Below are 18292 nucleotides of genomic sequence, written 5' to 3'. Positions count from 1 at the left end.
GGCTTTTTTCGGCCGCTACTATTGGAAACAGAAAACCAGTTGTCCCATCGGCTGGCTTTCGGGGTGTAGCGCAGCCCGGTAGCGCGCGTCGTTCGGGACGACGAGGCCGTAGGTTCGAATCCTGCCACCCCGACCCGAAAATAAAAAGACCCTTTCTGGCAACGGAAAGGGTCTTTTTTTGCTCATCCCCATACGGCAACGCGACTCAATTGCGTTGCGGAGTCTTCTATCATTTTAACCCCATTTTTTCTTCCTTCTTTTCCATGAAAACCAACCTTCTATTGCTTGCTTTGCTGGGTGGCACCGCTACGGCAGCGCACGCCCAAACGGCTATTCCGGCGGGTACCGTGTCGCTTGGGGGCAACGTGGGCTACTACCGGCACACGCAGGCTCAGCAGATATCAATTGGCCAAACCGGTGAGTCGGTAAGCAGCCAGTTCCAGCTTGCACCCTCCGTGGGCTATTTTGTGGCCGACAACCTCGCCGTTGGCTTAAACCTGAGCTATACCGCTACTAAAAATACGTACACCAGCCCCTTTTCGAACAACCTCTCGAACCTTACTCCTAGTATAACTTTCCGGAGCGGGGCCTACGTGCAATACTACAAAATGCTGACTGACCAGTTTGGGCTGGTCGGTACCTTTGGGGCCGGTTATCAGTATAACCGCACCACCAACATTTATGGGCCGGCTGGGAATATGAGCGCTGCCGAAAACAAGCAACAGGGTTACTACGCCAGCCTGACGCCGGGCATCGTTTACTTCCCTATTCCAAAGCTGGGTATCAGCGCCACCGTGGGCAACCTGGCTTATAGCCGGCTGAAGGAAACGCCCAATTCCAACGAGCGGATTACCACCGATTTCGGGGCCAGCTTCGGGCTGAGCCAGCTGCAGTTCGGCGGCACTTGGTACTTCGGCCGCTAAGGCAGAATACTTATAACCAGCAAAAAGCCTTCCGCCCCTACTGGATGGGAGGCTTTTTTGTGCGCTGTAATGCCGGTAGCTGGCCTTATTTCACTCCCACCCAAACCTCCGATTCCTCGTCGGCCCCGAAGCGTTCGAGGTAGAAGTCGCCGCGCTGCGTCAGTTTCTGGTTTTTTACGGCTTCGAAGGCGGCGGGGTATAGTTTGTTGGGGGCCATTAGGTAGCTCACGCCGCGCAGGCGGGCGGCCAACACACGCTGCCCGGCCGGCACCACGCGGTAGCGGAAGCCGGCGGGCAGCGGCTGCGTGGTATCGGCCAGGCTGAGGCCGATGAAGGCGCGAATAGTGTCGTGGGCCGTTTCGGGGTCGTTGAGGTAGAGGTTAGTCAGGTCGCCGTGCAGACGGGTCTGGGCATCCTTGGCCTGGCGGAAGAGGTTGCCGAACGCATCGCCGGTAACCTTGCCGTGGAAGGGCTGCCCGGCCAGGTACAGCGGCGCAGTAGTAGTTTCGAGGGTGACTTTTGGCTCCTTGGTGCCGCCAAGGTAGGCGTAGGTGCCGGCCGCGAGGAGGGTGAGCAGAATGATGCCGAGAAAGAGGTAACGCATTTTAGTGATTGATGGTGAGAGGTAAATGGTTAATTGAAAGGGTGGAAAGCGCAGCGAATTTTCACGCTACGACATTAACCACTCACCATTAATCATTCACCACTAACTACGTATTGCATGCGGTAGAGCTGGGCGTAGTAGCCACCCTCGAGGCGCAGTAGTTCTTCGTGGGTGCCGGTTTCCTTGATTTCGCCCTTGTCCAGCACAATAATTTTATCGGCTTTCTGGATGGTGCTCAGGCGGTGGGCGATGACGAGCGAGGTGCGGCCCTGCATCAGCTTTTCGATGGCTTCCTGAATCAGTTCCTCGGTTTCGGAATCGACGGAGGACGTGGCCTCGTCGAGCACGATGATATGGGGCTGGTACACCATAGCCCGCACGAAGCTGATGAGCTGGCGCTGGCCCACCGACAGCGTGGCCCCGCGCTCCATCACGGGGTAGCCGAGGCCTTCGGGCAGGCGTTCGATGAAGCGGCGGGCCCCCACGAGGTCGGCCGCTTCCCAAATTTGCGCGTCGGTGATGGCTTGGTTACCGAGCGTGATGTTGTCGCGGATGCTGCCGGCGAACAGGAACACATCCTGGAGCACCACGCCAATCTGGCGGCGCAGTAGGCTCAGGTCGTAGTCGCGCAGGTCGCGGCCGTCGATGAGGATACTGCCTTCCTGAATGTCGTAGAAACGGCTGAGCAGATTGATAATGCTGGTTTTACCCGCACCGGTAGCGCCCACAAAGGCGATGGTCTGGCCGGGCTTCACGTGGAAGCTGATGTCCTTGAGCACCCAATCGGGCTCGTTGTAGGCGAAGCGCACGTGCCGGAATTCCACGTCGCCCTTCAGCTCGGCGGGGGCAAAGGTGCCGGTGGTGGCAATAATGTCCTGGTTGTCGAGCAGCTTGAGCAGCCGTTCGGTGCTTACCAGGCCCAACTGCAGGGTGTTAAACCGGTCGGCAATCTGGCGGATGGGGCGAAAGAACAGCGCGTTGTACATGATGAAGGCGATGAGGGCACCCTTCGAAATCGAGCCCTCAATCTGGCCCTGCGCCGCGTACCACACCAGTAGGCCCACCCCCACGGCTCCCAGCACCTCGGCCACCGGAAAATAAATGCTGTAGTAGAGCACCGAGCGGATATTGGCGTCGGTATGCCGCTTATTGATGGCTTCGAACTTGCGGTACTCGCGCTCCTCGTTGTTGAAAATCTGGACCACGTTCATGCCCGTCAGGTGCTCCTGCACGAAGGAGTTGAGTTGGGCGACGGCCGTACGCACATCCTGAAACGAGCCCTTGATTTTCTCCTTAAACACGTAGGTCGAGAAGAGCAGCGGCGGAATCACGGACAGGCTGATGAGGGTAAGCCGCCAGTCGATGTAAAACATGAAGGCCATGATGAAGAGCAGCTGCAGAATATCGCCCACCATCGCCGCCAAACCCTCGCTGAATACGTCGGACAGCGTTTCGACGTCAGAAATATTGCGCGTGACGAGCACGCCGATGGGCGTCTGGTCGAAGAACTTGAGCTTGAGGCTGAGCAGGTGCTGATAGAGGTCGGTGCGGATGTCGCGCACAATGTACTGGCCCAACCAGCCGCCGTAATACGTCTGCAGATAGCTCACGCCGGCGTGGGCCACCAGTAGCACCAGCAGCAGCAGAAACATGGTGTTCAGGCTCTTCATGTCGCCCTGCTCGATGCTGACATCGACCATGCGCTGAATGAGAAATGGCCGTAGCGTGCCCAGCACGGCCGTGGCCACAGTGAGCACAATCAGGCCGATGAATACGCGCCGGTAGGGGCGCACGTAGCCCAGCAGGCGGCGCAGCACGGCCCAGTCGAAGACCTGGCCGGTTTTGGTGGCGGAAGTGGTGGGGTCCATAAGTAGGGGCAAAGGTCGGTAAGAACAAGCAGTGGCGAGCGGTGTTCGCGACCGGCTCGCCGGCCGCGGGTTGCTTTTTCGGATGCAAGCCCCATCTTTAGGGCCTACTCCACCTTCTTTCCACTTTTTTATGCTGCTGTTTCTACGCCGCCTGGGCTTTGGTCTGGGCTTGCTGCTGGTTACTGCCTTCGCGGGCCGTGCCCAATCCATCAACGTCGATGCCGTGACGCGGTACTGGGAAATAACCGACGGCCTGCGGCAGAATAAGCCTCTCACCGACCAGGTGTGGCTGGATTTTCTGGAAATTCCCGGCAATAAGCTGTACGTGCGGGGTATCTATTCGGCCGCCGATTTGGTGTTTTACCGCAAAGTCATGGAAGTCGTGTACATGCCGCGCTACGATTCGCTGCGCCGGGCCAAGCTGGATGCCCAGGTGTGGTACTACTTGGTGGTGAACGATTACAAAGAGCGCGAGCCCGCGTACCGCCGCTACGTGGCCAGCCTCACCCAGAATGCCGTGGCCGTCGACCTGATGTACCAGAACGCTTACGCGCAGCTACCCCCGGCCAACCGTACCCGCGTACGCGACCTGAAACTCTATTACGAGGCGCTGGGCAACGATGCCACCTCGCAGGACGAGGGCATTATCTACAGCCTGCGGGGCTTGCTCGATGCCAGTGAGGTGAAGCCCGGCATCCTAGAAGGCCACGAGATGTATCACCAGCTCCAGCCCCACCGCGACTTCGGCCCCATTGCGCCCGACGACCAGGCCCTGCTTTACTTCATGACCAGTATGCGGAACGAGGGCATTGCCGACCAGATTGATAAGGCCCCGACGATGGCCCTGCCCGACGACCCGCGCGGCATCCGGGACTGGCTCATGACTCCCGCTCCGCACTTCATCCACTGCCTGGATTCTGCCATTCAGGTGCGCGCGCGCGGGGGAGCCGCGGCCTCACTTCGGTGGTACCGGCAGCTGTCCAACGGCTCGAACGGCCATTTGCCGGGTTTCTTCATGTCGAGTGCCATCGTGCGCAACGGCTACGGCCGGCAGATGATTGCGCAGTCCGACAACCCCTTTGCCTTCGTGCTCCTTTATCAGAAAGCGGCTAAGAAGGACAAAACCCAACTCCCCCGTTTTTCCGAAACGGCTATTCGTTACCTCAAAGAGCTGGAGCGTAAGTACATCAAATCCCAGGCTGCCAAAGCTGCCGCTTGAGTTTAGCTGATTTGCGCTACTCCTCCGGTACCACTCCGTCCGCGTATTCCACCCGGCTCAGGAACAGGCCCCGGGCCGGGGCCGCGCCGCCGGCATCCACGCGCCGCTGGGCCCAGAGCAGCTCCTGAAACTGGCGGGGCGTCAGCTTGCCCCGGCCCACGTCAAGCAGGGTGCCCACCACCAGCCGCACCATGCCCCGCACGAAGCGGTTGGCCCGGATGCGGAATACCCAGCCGCCCGGCGCGGGGTGCCAGCCGGCGGCGGTGCAGTAGCAAACGTAGTGGTTTTCGCCACCTTTTACTTTCGAGAAGGACGTGAAATCGAACTGGCCCACGAGGTAGCCGGCGGCCTCGTTCATGGCAGCGATGTCCAAGGGCCGGTCTACGTACAGGGCCTGGTCGCGGCGGAAAGGGTCGGGCTGCGTCACCACGAAGTACTCGTAGTTGCGCTCCTCGGCCGAGAAGCGGGCGTGGGCATCGGCCGGTACGGGGTGCAGGTGCAGGGCCCCGATGTCGGGCGGCAGGGCCCGGCGCAGGCGATAGAGCAGCACGTCGAGCGGCAGAGTATCGGGCAGGTCGGCATCGAAGTGGGCCACCTGGTGGCTGGCGTGCACGCCGCTGTCGGTGCGGCCGCTACCCAGGCACCAGGTGGGCTGGCGCAGTATCTGCGTCAGGCAGCGGTCGAGGGCCGCCTGCACGGTGGGCATGCCCGGCTGAATCTGCCAGCCGCAGTAGGAGGTGCCGTCGTAGGCTAGGTGCAGGAAATAGCGCATGGTCCGCAAAAGTACGGCCGGAGTGCGCCGGCCGACCAATAAAAAGCCCCCGCTGCCTAATGGCAACGGGGGCTTAGCGGACATTGTCCGTCGTTGGGAACCAGCAAGCGGCTACTTCTGGCGGCGCTGCCGGAGACGGCGCAGGCCGTAGGCAACACCGCCGGCCAGCAGCAGCGAAGCCCCGCCGTCGAGCGGGATGGCCGTGGGACCAGTGGGCGAAGGGCCGCCGTCGGCTGGAGCCTGGGCAAAAGCCAGTCCTCCAATCAGCAGCAGGGCTAGGGTCAGGAAAATCGGTTTCAGGGACTTGTTCATATTAGTAAAAAGCAGGAGCAAGCAATGCGCGACGGGCGGGGCCCGCCACGCACCACTCAGCGTTATTGAATGACGACGCGCTTGGTCAGGGTGGTGGGTCCAGCCAGCAGGCGCAGCGTGTACACGCCAGCCGCCAACTCGCCCGTTTCCACGGTGAGCGTAGCACCGCTGGCGGGCAGCGCCGCCGACTGGCGGCGCACTACCTGGCCCAGGCTGTTCACCAACTCGGCCTGCACGGTCGAAGCGCCGCTCACGCCGGGCATGAGCACTGCGAAGCGGGCGTGGACCGGGTTGGGGTACAGTTCCACTTGCGCGGCCGTCAGGGCAGGAGCCGTGGCCAGGGCCGAAGCCGTGAAGCGCAGCGCGAAGCGGCCCACGAGTAGGGCAGTGGCCTGGGTGGCCGTTACGCTAAAGATATAGCTGGGCTGGGTGCGCAGGTTCACGGTCTGCCCGGTCTGAGCATCGCTCAGGAAGGCGTCGAGGCCAGCGGGCATGTTGTTCAGGGCCACGGCGGCAAAGGTGTAGGTGCCGGCGGCGGGCACACCCACGTTCAAGGTCAGCACGGTGGCGGCGTTGAACACGGAGCGGCCATCAATCGAGAGCGTCTCACCAGTGCTGGCCACGCTGGCCAAGTTCAAGCCGGTGGAGTTGGGCAGCTTACGGGCATCAAACGCGGCATCGAAAGCGGACGAGGCACCGGTTTCGGCATATGCGTAGAACGCGTCAGCCGTACCGGTGGTGCCGCGCAGGTCGAGCTGCACCAGGGAGCGGGAATCGGCCGTGCCGCGGCTGAAGGGCACCTGCGTCGTGGGGTCGGTCACGCGCTGATTGTTCTGGAAGTTGAGCGTGCCGCTGGTCTGGCCGGTCATCACCCGCACAAAAAAGCCCTGGCTGCTGGCCACGAAGCGGTTGGTAGCCGGGATGCCGTTGACGTAGTTGCGGTACGTGCCGGTGTACTGGTCGGCGCTTTCGAACACGTACATGGCGTTTTCCAGGTTGGTATTGGCCGGGGCCACCAGCGAGTAGTCAATCGGCGCGGGGTAGGGATTGCCCACTAGGTGCCAGCCGGCCTCGCTTTCGTTGACGCTGCCAGCCGCGTTGCGGGCTAGTGTGAGCGTACGGTTGCCGGTATTGAGCGTGCCAACAAAATCGACCAGCTCGGTGCCGGCAATGTTGACGGCGTAGCCGCGGCCCACGGCCAAGTTCAGGTCAATCTGGGGATTGCTGGCGCTGGGCACCACGAAGCCGCGGTCGAAGGGCGTGAAGGCATTGGTCAGGGCCACGCGGGCCTGGTCGTAGGCAAACACGGTAGGGAAGGGCATCACGGTGCCTGGCATGGCCGAGGCGTTGTACGTGTCGCCTTGGCTAGTTTGGGGAGTAAAGCCGGCCGTGGCCAGGTCGGCCACCGTCGAGCCGCTCACCGGGGCGCTGTAGTGGCGGTAGCCCAGCCCCGTGTTGGCCGAGCTGATGTAACGCTGCACGGTGGCCGTGTTGCCGCTCACCACGCCCGTACTGGAGTTCACAACCAGGGCCGTACCCGCAGCCGAAGAAAGCAAGGTTAGGGCCTGACTACCAAGCACCATGTTGCCGGTGCCGCCCACGGCCAAAACCTGCGTTACGCTAGTGGGCGCAGTCAAAATCAGGGCGTTGGCGTTGGTGGTAGTTAGGTTGCGCACCTGGGTGGGCAGGCCATTGCCAGTGGCCTGGGCCGCTGTGCCGTTGTATATGTATGTTGCGTCGTTGGAAAACGTGCGGCCACCCAGGGTTTGCACCGCGCCGGTAGCGCCGCTGGCCGTGATGCCCGCCGCGTCGCAGATGCTGAGCGTAGCACCGGCTGCCAGCGAGAAGGTGCCGGGGCCGGTTAGGGCTAGGCAGTTAGTGTTCAGCACGCCGCCCGAAGCCACGGTCAGTGCATTGTTAATCTGCACAGCGCCGGTGAGGGTGGCTACGCCTGTGCCAGTCACGGTAATGTTGTTGTACACGCCCTGCGGCACGTTCTGAGGAGTGGAAATCACCAGGTCGTTGGCACCAGGCAGAATGTTGCCGTATACGGTACTGAATACGCCACTGGGAGTGGTGTACACCGATACTACGTCCTGAAATGAAGGGTTACGGGCCAAATTCTGGCTCGTCGCAGTAGCAACCGTTACGGCGGGCTGGAAGGTGTTGCCTTGGTTATAACTGACGCGGAAACCCACACTGCCGCCATTGTAATAGCCGTCCACGAAGTTGCCAAATTCGTCCGATACCAACGTGCGACCCTGGGCATCGGAATTATTGGCCAGCACAATGCTAGGTGCCGTGCCGTTGGCAACGTTTATTTTATACCCCGTGTTGCCATTGTCTGAATTGCCGCCCCCAAAAATGAAGCTGCCCATCGGTCCGACAGATAGTGTGTAAGAAGAATAATAGATAAGCGCTGTAGCCGGGTTTATCGCAACGCTTGCAAAACTGGCCCCTGCGTTGGTGCTTTTAAGTAGGTAAAGAGTTGGGTCGTCGGCAACAACGTACACATCCCCGGTTTGCGGATGTGCGAAAACATCCGCATAAACATAGCTTCTGCTCATGGTCGTCGTCGAGAACGCGCCCATACCATTGCTGCCATTGCGGAAGAGCACACTCCCGCCCTGAGGCAGTACATATACGTTGCTACCGAAGCTGGAAATGTGTGCCGGGCCACCGCTACCCAGCGTCACCGGTGCCGAGAAGCTGGCCCCCGCAGTGGTGCTGTAAGAAAACCCTACGGTTGTACCATTGGACCACGCTACGTAGATGGTGCCGTTGCTGGCAGCGTGAATTTCGGCTTCTGAGTTTTGGGTTGTTATCAGCACCGAAGCCGAGTAGGACTGGCCGCGGGTCGTACTCTTGGCCACGCGAATGCCCGTCGAGCCCGAGAACACCACGTAGATGGCACCCGTATTGTCCACAGCCACGTTGCGGCTGGTGTTAGCCTGGCCAATGTTGTTGCCAGTACCGGCGTCGCTGACGGCCACTGCGGAATAGAGCGGTGCCTGTGCCGCGGAGGGCTTGGCAAAGAGGGCTACCAGCGAGCACACCATAAGGCCTCTACTGATGATGCGTTGTAGCTTTTTGGTCATAAAGGGGTACTGAGAAATGAAGGTGAATGGGGGAGAACTAAAATGGAAAAGGAAAAAGTAGCGACGTAAAAAAGCAGCGCTGCTCACTGGTAACGAACTCCGTCAACCCATAAAGCAGGAGAACAATAGCTGGCCGGTGATAACAGCCGTTAGGTAAAGGCGTCCAGCTTTCTCAGGCAGCCTTCCAGAAGAGTGTGCCGTGTCGAAAAAGCGAGAGCAGAATACTAAAACCTAGCAGTGGGATTATTACCACAAAGCACGGTGTAAAATCACGGCTATGCTACGATATGAACATGTTTATTTGGGGGCGGGTTGCGTGCGATTCGTGCTGCACTGATGCTATACTTGTCGGGAAGTAAAATGCGAGAACGATGTAGCGACGCGGCCCTTCGCGGCTCCCGTACGCGCCGTTGGATACTCGTTCGACGCGAAAGGTTGCGTCGCTACATCGTTCTCGCATTTTACTTCCCGACAAGTATAAATACCTGACATTCTTACGCTCGTTGCGGCGGTGAGCAGATTTGGCGCAACGGGTGTAGCAGCGGGCACGCCCGCTACCAGTGCCAAGTCTGAGGGTTACTAGGCTTGGTTTGTACCGGCCACCCCCGAGCGCGCGGCTCCCTACGCCCCAGTTGGTCGGGCGCAACTCGCAGCGCAGCATCAGGCGCGTGGAAAGGAAAGGCAGCCAGCAAGACCAAAACGCAAAATGCCCCACTGCCTACCCGGCAGCGGGGACTCACCCGAAAGGCGGCTCAGCACCGGCTACTCCACTACCACGCGCCGGGCCAACGTTGCACTGCTGGTTTGCAGCCACAACGTGTAGAGTCCCGGGGCCAGCCCGGCGGTTTAGACGCGGAAGCTGGCGGTCCCGCCCACGGCCGAGCAGCGCACCACTTGACCCAAGCTATTTAGTAGCTCGGCCGGGCCAGAAGCGAGCCCGGCCGGCAGCTGCACCGTGAAGCCGTCGTGGGCGGGGTTGGGTGAAACGACTACATCGGCGGCGGCGGGGCGGGCGGTGGCCAGGGGCGTATAGGTGCCGGTGTTAAGGAGCACACTTGCCGAACTGGTGCCATAGTTTGCCGTGATGATATCGAGTCGACGGTCCCCATTTAAATAAGCTAGGGGGTGTTTACAGTTAGGGACAACCTTTGGGCGTGAATAAAGACCGCAGTTTGTTGACCGATTCGCAATGGGAGGGGCTTTCGCCGCTCTTGCCTGGGCAAGCCCAATCGCCGGGCACGACGGCCCGCGATACGCGTTTGTTTGTGGAGGCAGTGCTGTGGCGGGCCCACTGCGGCGTGTCGTGGCGCGACTTGCCGGCCGAGCGGTTTAGGCCCTGGCACACGGTGTACGCCCGGTTTTGGCGCTGGCGCCAAGCCGGGGTGTGGCCCCGGGTGCTGGCCCAGGTGCAAAACGCGGCGGGTTTGCACCGGCTCATGGTCGACTCGACGGCCGTACGGGCGCACCAGGTAGCTGGCGGCGCGAAAAAAAAGACAGCCCCGTTGGCCAGGCGCTCGGCCGCAGCCGGGGCGGTTTCACGAGCAAGCTCCATCTCAGTTGCGACGTCTACGGCCGGATTTGCGCCCTGGCCTTGACGGGCGGGCAAGCCGGTGACTGCCCACAAGCCCCGGGCATGCTCGTGGGCCACTTACGGGCCGGGCAAGCCGTGTTGGCTGACCGGGCTTACGACGCGGATTATGTGCGCAACCGAATCGCGCAGGCTGGAGCTGAGGGCGTGATTCCAAGCAAGAAAAACCGGACAATCGCGGTCGCACACGATGCGGAGATTTATAAGGAACGAAACCAGATTGAACGCGCCATCAACGGCTTGAGACGCTTTCGAGCCGTGGCAACCCGCTTTGATAAGCGGGCCGCCAACTATTTTGCTGCCTGCTGCCTGCTGCCTGATTGCCGCCCTAACCTAGCTTTAATTGTTAACACTCCTTAGTTTTCAGTCTTAAAAAAAGTCAGAAGAAAGGAATAGAGCTAGTAGCCCTTCTCCTCTTCGGAGAAGTGGTTAGGCAATGAGGCGCACCTAGAGGGCAACAAAACAAGCACGCATCAACTCTGAGGCCGGGGGTGAGGCGACCGCCAGACCGCTCCTACAGCTTCTCGTAAATCACGGCTGCGCCCTGGCCCACGCCTACGCACATCACGGCCAAGCCGTAGCGCATGCCTTCGCCGCGGCGGTGCATCTCGTGCAGCAGCGTGGCCGTGATGCGCGCGCCCGAGCTACCCAGCGGGTGGCCCATGGCAATGCTGCCGCCGTTCACGTTCACTTTGGCCATGTCGAGGCCCAACTCGCGCACGCAGGCAATGCTCTGGGCGGCGAAGGCTTCGTTGAGCTCAATCAGGTCGATGTCGGCGATGGTGAGGCCGGCGCGCTCCAGCACCTTTTGCGTGGCGGGAATTGGCCCCAGGCCCATCACCGAGGGGTCGACGCCGGCCACGGCCGAGGCGACTACCCGCGCCAGGGGCTTCAGGTTGTAACGCTTCAGGGCTTCCTCGCTCACCATCAGTACGGCGGCCGCGCCGTCGTTGATGCCGGCCGAGTTGCCAGCCGTCACGGTGCCGCCCTCGGGCTGGAAGGCGGGCTTGAGGGTGGCCAACTTCTCCAAGGGCGAGAAGCGGGGCTGCTCGTCGGCATCGAACAGGGCGGTGTCGCCCTTGGGCCGGGGAATGAACACGGGCACGATTTCCTTGCGGAAGCGGCCTTTTTCGAGAGCGCGGGCGTATTTGCGCTGGCTTTCGAAGGCGAAGAAATCCTGCTCCTCGCGGGTCACATTGTACTGCTTGGCCACGTTCTCGGCCGTCTGGCCCATGGCGAAGGGGTAGTGCAGCTTGCTCAGCTTGGCATTGATGAAGCGCCAGCCCAGCGTGGTGTCGTGGGCCGTGAGCTCGCGCCCGAAGGCCGACTCCGACTTGGCCATCACGAACGGCGCGCGGGTCATGCTCTCGGCTCCGCCGGCCAGGTACACGTCGCCCTCGCCGCACTTTATGGCGCGGGCGGCGTCCATGATGCTCTGCAGGCCAGAGGCGCACAGGCGGTTCACGGTGTTGCCGGGCACGGTTACGGGCAGGCCGGCCAGCAGGGCGGCCATGCGGGCCACGTTGCGGTTGTCTTCACCGGCTTGGTTGGCGGCGCCGATAATCACGTCCTCAATGGCATTTTTATCAACGGATGGGTTGCGGCGCATGAGCTCGCGGAGCACATGGGCGGCTAAATCGTCGGGGCGGACGCTGCTGAGCGCGCCGCCAAATTTTCCAATCGGGGTGCGCACGGCATCCACGATATAAGCATTCGGCATTAGAGGGTATCAATAGCGGCGCAAGCGCCGGATGGGACTAAATTTGTGGCCCCGGCACAAGCCCGGGCCTTTTCTTTCACGACAACAAAGATGATACAAAGAATCCAAAGCGTGTTTTTACTGCTGCTGGCCCTGGCCATGCTGAGCCTGCTGGCGTTGCCGCTGTGGCACAAAATAGACCCCCTCACCGGCCAGGAGCTAACCCTCACGGCCTTCGGCTACGTGAGCAAGGGGGTGAACCTGCCCGCCAACCCCGGCCCGGTGTGGCTGATTGGCACGCTGGCCGCCGCCTCGGCCGCGCTGGCGGTTTATGAGATTTTCCAGTTCCGCCATCGGCTGCGCCAGCTGCTGCTGGGCACCGTCAACCTGCTGCTCATTACGGCCACGCTCGGGGCCGAATTCCTGTTCTACACCAAGGGCGAGCAGCTGCTCAACATCAAGCTCGAAGGCCAGATTATGATTGCCTTCTACCTGCCCACCCTGGCGCTGGTGCTAAACCTGCTGGCCAACCGCTTCATTCGCCGCGACGAGCAGCTGGTGCGCAGCGCCGACCGCCTGCGCTAAACTAGTCGTTCCTTGTGCCACTTGATGCGTGGAATGCAGGCAAACACAAAGGAGGGCCGCTGTCGTGACGACAGCGGCCCTCCTTTGTGTTTGCCTGCGGCGAGCTGGCCTAGCGTTGGGAGCTGCCGCGCATGGCGGCTTCCACCGTGCGGGGGCCGCTTTCGGTTTCGAAGGCAGTATACACGCGGTTGAAATTCTCCGGGTCGCTGACGTGCGAATAGGCGAACGTGGCCAGGTCTATCCGGCAGGCTTCGGAGTTGATGCTGCGCAGCAGGCGGCTCAGGTCATCGGCCCGCAGGCTGCGCTGGGCCAGGCCGTCCTTAGCGGCGGTCAGCTTGCTGGCTTCCGCGATGCGGCCCTGCACGGTGCTTACCAGCGCATCCACGTCGGGCGGGGCCAGCCGGCGGTAGCTGCTCGTGGCCGTGCCGGGATAGCTGCCGAGCGTGGGGCCGTTGTTGTAGCCGCCAGTGGGATTGTGAGGGTAGTTGCCGTAGCCGCCGTTCGGGTTGTTTGGGGTGCCGTAGCCGGGGCCGCCGTTGGGGGCCGGGGCGTTGTTGTAGCTGCCGTTGGGCGCGTTCGGGTTGTTGCCGTAGCCGCCGTTGGGGGCCGTGGCATTGTCGTCGCCGTCGTCGTCCTCATCGTCGTAACCAGTATTGCCGTTGTTGTACGGGTCGGTGGTGCCGTAGCCGTACTGGCTGCCGTAGCTACCGCCCTGGCCGTAGGGCGCGGGACTGTTGTAGCGCCCGCTGCCGTTGTAGTAGCCATTGCCGCCGCCGTAGCCGGGGCCGCACAGCGGCACGGCGTTCACCTGCTGCAGGCTGAGGGGCCAGCCGGGCCGGGCCACCAGCACAAACGAGGTTTCGAGGCCGGGCTGCAGCCACACGCGGCTGCGGAAGCGCACGGCCCCGCCGTAGGGCGTGAGCAGCGTGAAGTCGGCCCAGTGCGCGCCGGGCAGCAGCTGGTCGACGTGTACCTGCCGGGCCACGCCCCGCGTGAGGGGCCGCCCATCGAGCACCAGCCCAAAGGCCACGCCGCGCTCCGAAGTAAAGTTGACATTGGCCGGCACCGGCGGGTGAGCCAGCACGGGGGCGGCCAGCAGCCAGCCCACCAGACCCAGAAGTAGCGCTTTTTTCATGGCTTTCAACGAGAATTCCCGGCCGGAACTTCCGGCCGGGAATCCATTTCCAAAACCTGTGCCACGTTCGCGGGCGCTATTGCCCGAAGTGCGTCGCGTCGGCCCGATGGAAACCGAAACCGTTGCCCGTGGTCAGGCTCAGCTCGAAAACCGGTTGCCGCGTGGCGTAGTCGACTTCGATGATTTTGCCGCCCGTGCCGGTGGCCGTGGGTACCTGGTAGCCGGGGCAAAAGCGCACGTGGTTTACCTCGGGCAGGAATTCAACGCGCGACACGATGGACGAATACGTTTCGGCACCCCGGTCCTTGCCGTAAGTCCAGACCTGCTGCACGGTGTGCCGCACCGGGTCGATGCGGTAGGCTACGGCGCGGCTGTAGGTGCCGGGGTTGGGGTCGAAGTTGCGATGGGTGCCGTTGTCGAACAGCAGCCAGTCGCCGTTGGGCATGCGCCAGGGCGAATGCTGGTACCAGTTCCACTCGAAGCTGGCGTGGTTGGTAGTGCCCAGGGCCACGTCGGCGGCGGCAATGGGCTGGCCGCTGGCATCGAGCGGCGTGAGCAGAAACTTGTTCAGGTCTTCGCCCCGGCGGTTGCTGCCCCATTCCTTGTGGGGGGCCAGTATCCAGACAATGCGGTCGTCATAGCCTAGCTTCACCACCCCCTGAAAGCGGGCCGAAACGACTATCGTGTTGTCGGCCGGGTCGTAGGCCACGGCGTTGGTATGGGCCCAGTCCACGGGGTCGGGCTCCAGCGCATGGCGGTTTTCGTCGAGCAGTTGCTTCAGGTCCCACTCGTGCGTCACGCTGCCCGAGGTGCGGCTCAGCTCAATTATTACGTCTTCCACCGTTGGGCTGCCGTCGGGGTGCGTGCTGCCGGTTTTGTTCACGTTCACCAGAAAGTTGCCGTCGGGCTTTTCCACAACTTCGTGATGAAAGGTATAGCCGGGCATTTTCCAGGTGTTCAGCAGCTCACCCAGCGCGGTCACTTCGTACAGTTGGCTGGTCGTTTTATCGCCGAACAAGTAGTTGCCGTTGCGCAGGTGGCTGATGCCGCAGTCGTACGACAAGCGCTGCAGCACGGGGTGGGCGCGGAAGTCGAGCACCCAGCGAATATCGCCGTAGTTATCCACCACCAGCGGTATTTGCGGGCTGTTGGCGCTGAAGTTGCTCACCAGCGTGAGGGCGCTGCCCAGGCCGGCGGGGGCAGCGTGGTTGGGGCAATGGCGGTGGGTAGGTTGGGTGGCAAGGCCCCGGTCGTGATTTCCAGCGAGGTGGTCTCTACCCGCCAGCCATCTTCGGAGGCAAAGGTGACGTCGACGGTATTGGTGTAGTCGGGGTACAGGCCCAGCACGGGTATCTCGTGCGTGGTGCCGGTATCGCGGTAGCGCTGCACCACATCGGAAGCCTCGCCGTGCTTGCCGTGCACTACCACCGTGGTGGTGCCGGCCGCCGCGGTCTGGAAGGTCAGCTCTGCCGCCAGCGGGGCGTAGCCGGTGGGGTTGAGCACGAGGCTGTTGGTGGTGAGCACCAACGGGCGAACGGTGGGGGTGGGTGTCACCACCACATCGTCGTGGCGGCAACTGTTGAGCAGGCCCATAAAGGCCAGGCCGAGGTGTAAGACCCGGAAGCGCATGCAAGCAGAAATAAAGGAGAAAAGGGAAAATTCGGCGCGGCTGTCGGGGCCGCTCGCTGGTAGCTAGACTGCCGGTCGGCAGGCAGGTTTATTGCCCGTAGTAAAAAATATAGCGTTGGTGGAAAAGGGATGCAAAGCTATACTGCATTTGCGGCTTATTACCGCAAAATCGCCCAAAAAAGTAGTTAAACTGCCTGTTTGCCGGGTTCACCCATCTGCTCACCCCAACGCAAAACGCCCCCGCAACTAAAGTCGCGGGGGCGTTGCAGTCAGTATGGGCGAAGCCGTTTAGTTGGCTACCCTGGTCACCTTGAACTCGGTACGGCGGTTGCGCTGGTACTCCTCCTCACTGGTCGGCTTCAGTACGATGGGGCGGGTTTCGCCGTAGCCCCTCGCCGTGATGCGCGCCTTGTCGACGCCCTTGCTCACAATGTAGTCGACGGCGGCCTGGGCGCGCTGCTGCGAGAGCTTGAGGTTGTAGGCATCCTTGCCGCGCTGGTCGGTGTGCGAGCTCAGCTCGATGCTGATTTTGGGGTTGTCCACCAGCGTCTGCACCAGCGTATCGAGGCGAATGGCGGCATCGGGCCGGATATCGAACTTGTTGTAGTCGTAGAGAATGTCTTTGACTTCAATGGCTTTGGCCAGGATAATTTTGTTGAGCGTGAGCGAAACCGGCAGCCTCACGTCGTTCATCGGGTTGGGCAGCTGGGCCTGGCTGGGCTTGCGGCCGTTGGTGCTCAGGCTGGCGCGGGCAGCGAAGTCGCCGGGCCGCTCGGCCACGAGCGAGTAGTTCGTCACCGAATCCAGCATCACGCTGAACTTGCCGTCGGGGCCGCTTACGGCGGTCTGGCGCTGGCCGTTGGCACTGGTTACCGTCACGTTGGCACCGGCGATGGGCAGGGTGGTTTTGGCCTTGTCGTCGTGCTCCAGCACGGTGCCGTCGGCGTAAAAAGTCACCAGTTTCAGCGACTTCTTCTTGAACATGTACTCGTCGTCGGACCCCTTGCCGCCGGCCCGGTTCGAGCTGAACAGGCCGGTTTCGTTGGTGAGGGGTACCGGGGCAAAGTCGTCGGCGGGGCTGTTCACGTCGGCCCCCAGGTTCACGGGCTGGCCGTTTTTCACCATAAAGATGTCGAGCTTGCCCACGCCGGGCCGCCCATCCGAAGCAAAATACAGGGTGCCATCGGGGGCCACGCCGGGGAAGTTGTCGTTGCCGGCCGAGTTGATGGTTTCACCCAGGTTTTCGGCCGGCGAGAAGCGCCCGTTCGGGCCCAGGGTGGCGCGGTACAGGTCGTTGCCGCCCTGCCCGCCCTTGCGCCCCGAGGCGAAGTAAAGCGTGGTGCCATCGGGGGCGAACGCCGGCGAGAAATCGTCGGCCGTGCGGTCGTTGATGTTGGCCAGCATGGGCTCGCTCCAGGTCCCGGCCTTGTAGTACGAAATCCACAGGTCGACGCTCTGCAGCGTGGTTTTGCTGCCATCGGGGCCCTGGTAGTCGTTTTTCCGGCCGGTATTCGAGCGGGCAAATACCATGGTGTGGCCATCCGGCGTGTAGGTGGCGCTGGCTTCGAGCCGGGTTTCGGAGTTAAACGGGCCTTCGAGCTTGCGGGCGGTGCCGCCGGTCATGGCAGCCGCGTTGTCGAACTTGATGGCGTATAGGTCGGTGTAGCTTTCGCCATTGCCCAGAAATTTCTTCTGGTTGTCGCGGCCCGAGGCGAAGACCAGCTCGCCGGTGCTGGCCATCATGCTGCCGCCAAAGTCGGAGCTCGGTGAATTGAGGGCATCCACCGGCATCACCTCGTAGGCGTTTTTGATGGCGGCTACCTCCTTGCTGGCCAGCGCGTTTTTGCCCTCGGCCTCGGCCCGGGCGGCCAGGGTGCGGTTGCCGCCGCTAGCGGCGTAGGCGGCGAATTGGGCCGCCGCTTCGTCGTACTTCCCATTGGCGCGCAGGGCCTCAGCGTAGTAGAAGCCCGCGTCTGCATTCTTTACCTTGCCACCGAGCGCCTCTTTGTAGAAAGGCTCGGCCAACTCGACGCGGTTCGAGAGCCGGTAGGACTCGCCGATGCGGTAGTTGGCAATAGCGGCGTTCTGGCCCTTAGCTACTTCGGCTTTGTAGAGCGGAATGGCCAACTCGTATTGGCCCCGGGCAAACGGCTTGTCGCCCTTGATACCGCCCGAAGTGGCGCAGCTGCTTAGCAGCGCGACCGAGCCGGCCGCGACGCAGGTAAATAATAGCTTACTCATAGGTGGTCGGAGGGAAGGAAAGAAAGCAATCAGGGAAGGCAGTTCGAGGCCAACCCTTTGGGTTAGCAATAATACTACGTTTAGGTAGGATTCAAGTAAGCGCTGGCGTTTGAACTACCGGCCCGAAGTATCGAGCCAGCCAGGTAGTACCAGCCGGGCAGGGCCAATGCTGGTTCAGCGCACCTTTCGTAGCTAAGGTATTGTCGAAATATAAGGTTTCGGGCGTTATGGCTCCACTGGCTACGGCGTCTTTTAGCATTCGCCGGTCGAGTAGTTGAACCTGGCCGTGCTGCAAAAAAGCCAGCCGCGACTTCTCCAGCAGTTCCAGGCCCAGGTGCTGTTCGAGCTGGGCCACAAACCGTACCGACGCGTCGATGGAGCAGCCGCTGGCCCCGGCCACGGCCTCATCGAGCCCCAGCACCAGAAAATGCTGATGCAGCACTTCGGCCGATGCCAGCAGGTTGCGGCCGTGGCTGGTCCATTCCTCGGCAAACCGGGCCAGGGCGGGTAAAGTACCGATGGTTTCGGTACTGGTCAGCGGGCGGCTGGCCTGGTAAATCCACACGCGGGCGGTGGCGGGCAACTGGTCAAAAGCAACGTACATATGTCTGAGCTGCAG

The 18292-nt window shown here is 61.9% G+C and carries 16 protein-coding genes, 1 tRNA gene and 1 pseudogene; 6 read left to right on the top strand and 12 right to left on the bottom strand.

From position 1 onward, the window contains the following. Positions 1–59 precede the first annotated feature (59 nt). Both ABIB44_RS06570 and ABIB44_RS06565 read left to right on the top strand, forming a co-directional pair. Positions 60–133, top strand: a tRNA-Pro gene (locus ABIB44_RS06570). 130 nt (positions 134–263) lie between these two features. Further along, positions 264–923 (top strand): outer membrane beta-barrel protein, encoded by a 660-nt coding sequence (locus ABIB44_RS06565; protein WP_354583835.1) that lies wholly within the window; start codon positions 264–266, stop codon positions 921–923. A gap of 85 nt (positions 924–1008) precedes the next feature. Here ABIB44_RS06565 and ABIB44_RS06560 read toward each other — a convergent pair whose 3' ends face one another. Both ABIB44_RS06560 and ABIB44_RS06555 read right to left on the bottom strand, forming a co-directional pair. Then, a complete protein-coding gene (locus ABIB44_RS06560; protein WP_354583834.1) occupies positions 1009–1527 on the bottom strand; it encodes a hypothetical protein in 519 nt (172 codons plus the stop codon). Positions 1528–1619: 92 nt separating this feature from the next. Continuing rightward, positions 1620–3395 (bottom strand): ABC transporter ATP-binding protein, encoded by a 1776-nt coding sequence (locus ABIB44_RS06555; protein ID WP_354583833.1) that lies wholly within the window; start codon positions 3393–3395, stop codon positions 1620–1622. Between the two features lie 130 nt (positions 3396–3525). Between ABIB44_RS06555 and ABIB44_RS06550 the strand changes: the two genes are divergently transcribed. After that, positions 3526–4614, top strand: a complete 1089-nt coding sequence (locus ABIB44_RS06550; protein WP_354583832.1) for a DUF5700 domain-containing putative Zn-dependent protease — start codon at positions 3526–3528, stop codon at positions 4612–4614. A gap of 16 nt (positions 4615–4630) precedes the next feature. On the opposite strand, the gene truA is transcribed toward ABIB44_RS06550, so the two are convergent. From truA to ABIB44_RS06530, 4 genes are all read right to left on the bottom strand, one after another. Next, a complete protein-coding gene (gene truA / locus ABIB44_RS06545) occupies positions 4631–5386 on the bottom strand; it encodes a tRNA pseudouridine(38-40) synthase TruA (RefSeq protein ID WP_354583831.1) in 756 nt (251 codons plus the stop codon). 111 nt (positions 5387–5497) lie between these two features. After that, on the bottom strand, positions 5498–5698 hold the full coding sequence (locus tag ABIB44_RS06540; protein ID WP_354583830.1) for a PID-CTERM protein-sorting domain-containing protein: 201 nt from the start codon (positions 5696–5698) through the stop codon (positions 5498–5500). A 62-nt stretch (positions 5699–5760) separates the two neighbouring features. Beyond that, complete coding sequence (locus tag ABIB44_RS06535; RefSeq protein WP_354583829.1) at positions 5761–8796, bottom strand: DUF8693 domain-containing protein; 3036 nt, start codon at positions 8794–8796, stop codon at positions 5761–5763. Between the two features lie 846 nt (positions 8797–9642). Next, positions 9643–9849 carry a hypothetical protein gene (locus ABIB44_RS06530; RefSeq protein ID WP_354583828.1) on the bottom strand — a complete coding sequence of 69 codons (207 nt, stop codon included), beginning with the start codon at positions 9847–9849 and terminating at the stop codon, positions 9643–9645. 101 nt (positions 9850–9950) lie between these two features. Here ABIB44_RS06530 and ABIB44_RS06525 point away from each other — a divergent pair. Both ABIB44_RS06525 and ABIB44_RS06520 read left to right on the top strand, forming a co-directional pair. Further along, positions 9951–10181: pseudogene (locus ABIB44_RS06525) on the top strand (transposase); the annotation flags it as partial. Continuing rightward, the gene (locus ABIB44_RS06520) at positions 10181–10744 is read left to right on the top strand and encodes an IS5 family transposase (protein WP_354583827.1); all 564 of its coding nucleotides are present in this window, start codon (positions 10181–10183) and stop codon (positions 10742–10744) included. The pseudogene ABIB44_RS06525 and the gene ABIB44_RS06520, both read left to right, overlap by 1 nt. A gap of 154 nt (positions 10745–10898) precedes the next feature. Here the strand turns inward: ABIB44_RS06520 and ABIB44_RS06515 are convergent, their stop codons facing one another. Beyond that, the gene (locus ABIB44_RS06515) at positions 10899–12104 is read right to left on the bottom strand and encodes a thiolase family protein (protein WP_354583826.1); all 1206 of its coding nucleotides are present in this window, start codon (positions 12102–12104) and stop codon (positions 10899–10901) included. Positions 12105–12194: 90 nt separating this feature from the next. On the opposite strand from ABIB44_RS06515, the gene ABIB44_RS06510 reads away from it, so the two are divergent. Then, on the top strand, positions 12195–12668 hold the full coding sequence (locus ABIB44_RS06510; RefSeq protein WP_354583825.1) for a DUF4293 family protein: 474 nt from the start codon (positions 12195–12197) through the stop codon (positions 12666–12668). A 109-nt stretch (positions 12669–12777) separates the two neighbouring features. On the opposite strand, the gene ABIB44_RS06505 is transcribed toward ABIB44_RS06510, so the two are convergent. From ABIB44_RS06505 to ABIB44_RS06485, 5 genes are all read right to left on the bottom strand, one after another. Beyond that, positions 12778–13803, bottom strand: coding sequence for a proline and serine-rich protein 1 family protein (locus ABIB44_RS06505; RefSeq protein WP_354583824.1), 1026 nt, complete (start codon positions 13801–13803; stop codon positions 12778–12780). Positions 13804–13879: 76 nt separating this feature from the next. Further along, positions 13880–14971 carry an aryl-sulfate sulfotransferase gene (locus tag ABIB44_RS06500; protein WP_354583823.1) on the bottom strand — a complete coding sequence of 364 codons (1092 nt, stop codon included), beginning with the start codon at positions 14969–14971 and terminating at the stop codon, positions 13880–13882. After that, a complete protein-coding gene (locus ABIB44_RS06495) occupies positions 14968–15432 on the bottom strand; it encodes an aryl-sulfate sulfotransferase N-terminal domain-containing protein (RefSeq protein WP_354583822.1) in 465 nt (154 codons plus the stop codon). The genes ABIB44_RS06500 and ABIB44_RS06495 overlap by 4 nt, the downstream gene beginning before the upstream one ends. Before the next feature lie 288 nt (positions 15433–15720). Beyond that, positions 15721–17673: a CHU_0125 family OmpA-like outer membrane integrity protein gene (locus tag ABIB44_RS06490; RefSeq protein ID WP_354583821.1), complete on the bottom strand. Its 1953-nt coding sequence runs from the start codon at positions 17671–17673 to the stop codon at positions 15721–15723. Between the two features lie 91 nt (positions 17674–17764). Beyond that, on the bottom strand, positions 17765–18277 hold the full coding sequence (locus ABIB44_RS06485; protein WP_354583820.1) for a hypothetical protein: 513 nt from the start codon (positions 18275–18277) through the stop codon (positions 17765–17767). Between the last annotated feature and the right edge of the window lie 15 nt (positions 18278–18292).

The organism is Hymenobacter sp. UYCo722, from assembly GCF_040547115.1.
Taxonomy (GTDB): Bacteria; Bacteroidota; Bacteroidia; order Cytophagales; family Hymenobacteraceae; genus Hymenobacter.
The sequence above is the reverse complement of the archived record's forward strand: the minus strand, read 5'-3'. Positions and strand labels throughout refer to the sequence as shown.

What these genes read in the sequence shown, in the direction of transcription:
- ABIB44_RS06565 (WP_354583835.1), top strand. Translation starts at nt 264, where the DNA reads ATGAAAACCAACCTTCTATTGCTTGCTTTGCTGGGTGGCACCGCTACG.
- ABIB44_RS06560 (WP_354583834.1), bottom strand. Translation starts at nt 1,527, where the DNA reads ATGCGTTACCTCTTTCTCGGCATCATTCTGCTCACCCTCCTCGCGGCC.
- ABIB44_RS06555 (WP_354583833.1), bottom strand. Translation starts at nt 3,395, where the DNA reads ATGGACCCCACCACTTCCGCCACCAAAACCGGCCAGGTCTTCGACTGG.
- ABIB44_RS06550 (WP_354583832.1), top strand. Translation starts at nt 3,526, where the DNA reads ATGCTGCTGTTTCTACGCCGCCTGGGCTTTGGTCTGGGCTTGCTGCTG.
- truA (WP_354583831.1), bottom strand. Translation starts at nt 5,386, where the DNA reads ATGCGCTATTTCCTGCACCTAGCCTACGACGGCACCTCCTACTGCGGC.
- ABIB44_RS06540 (WP_354583830.1), bottom strand. Translation starts at nt 5,698, where the DNA reads ATGAACAAGTCCCTGAAACCGATTTTCCTGACCCTAGCCCTGCTGCTG.
- ABIB44_RS06535 (WP_354583829.1), bottom strand. Translation starts at nt 8,796, where the DNA reads ATGACCAAAAAGCTACAACGCATCATCAGTAGAGGCCTTATGGTGTGC.
- ABIB44_RS06515 (WP_354583826.1), bottom strand. Translation starts at nt 12,104, where the DNA reads ATGCCGAATGCTTATATCGTGGATGCCGTGCGCACCCCGATTGGAAAA.
- ABIB44_RS06510 (WP_354583825.1), top strand. Translation starts at nt 12,195, where the DNA reads ATGATACAAAGAATCCAAAGCGTGTTTTTACTGCTGCTGGCCCTGGCC.
- ABIB44_RS06505 (WP_354583824.1), bottom strand. Translation starts at nt 13,803, where the DNA reads ATGAAAAAAGCGCTACTTCTGGGTCTGGTGGGCTGGCTGCTGGCCGCC.
- ABIB44_RS06495 (WP_354583822.1), bottom strand. Translation starts at nt 15,432, where the DNA reads ATGCGCTTCCGGGTCTTACACCTCGGCCTGGCCTTTATGGGCCTGCTC.
- ABIB44_RS06490 (WP_354583821.1), bottom strand. Translation starts at nt 17,673, where the DNA reads ATGAGTAAGCTATTATTTACCTGCGTCGCGGCCGGCTCGGTCGCGCTG.
- ABIB44_RS06485 (WP_354583820.1), bottom strand. Translation starts at nt 18,277, where the DNA reads ATGTACGTTGCTTTTGACCAGTTGCCCGCCACCGCCCGCGTGTGGATT.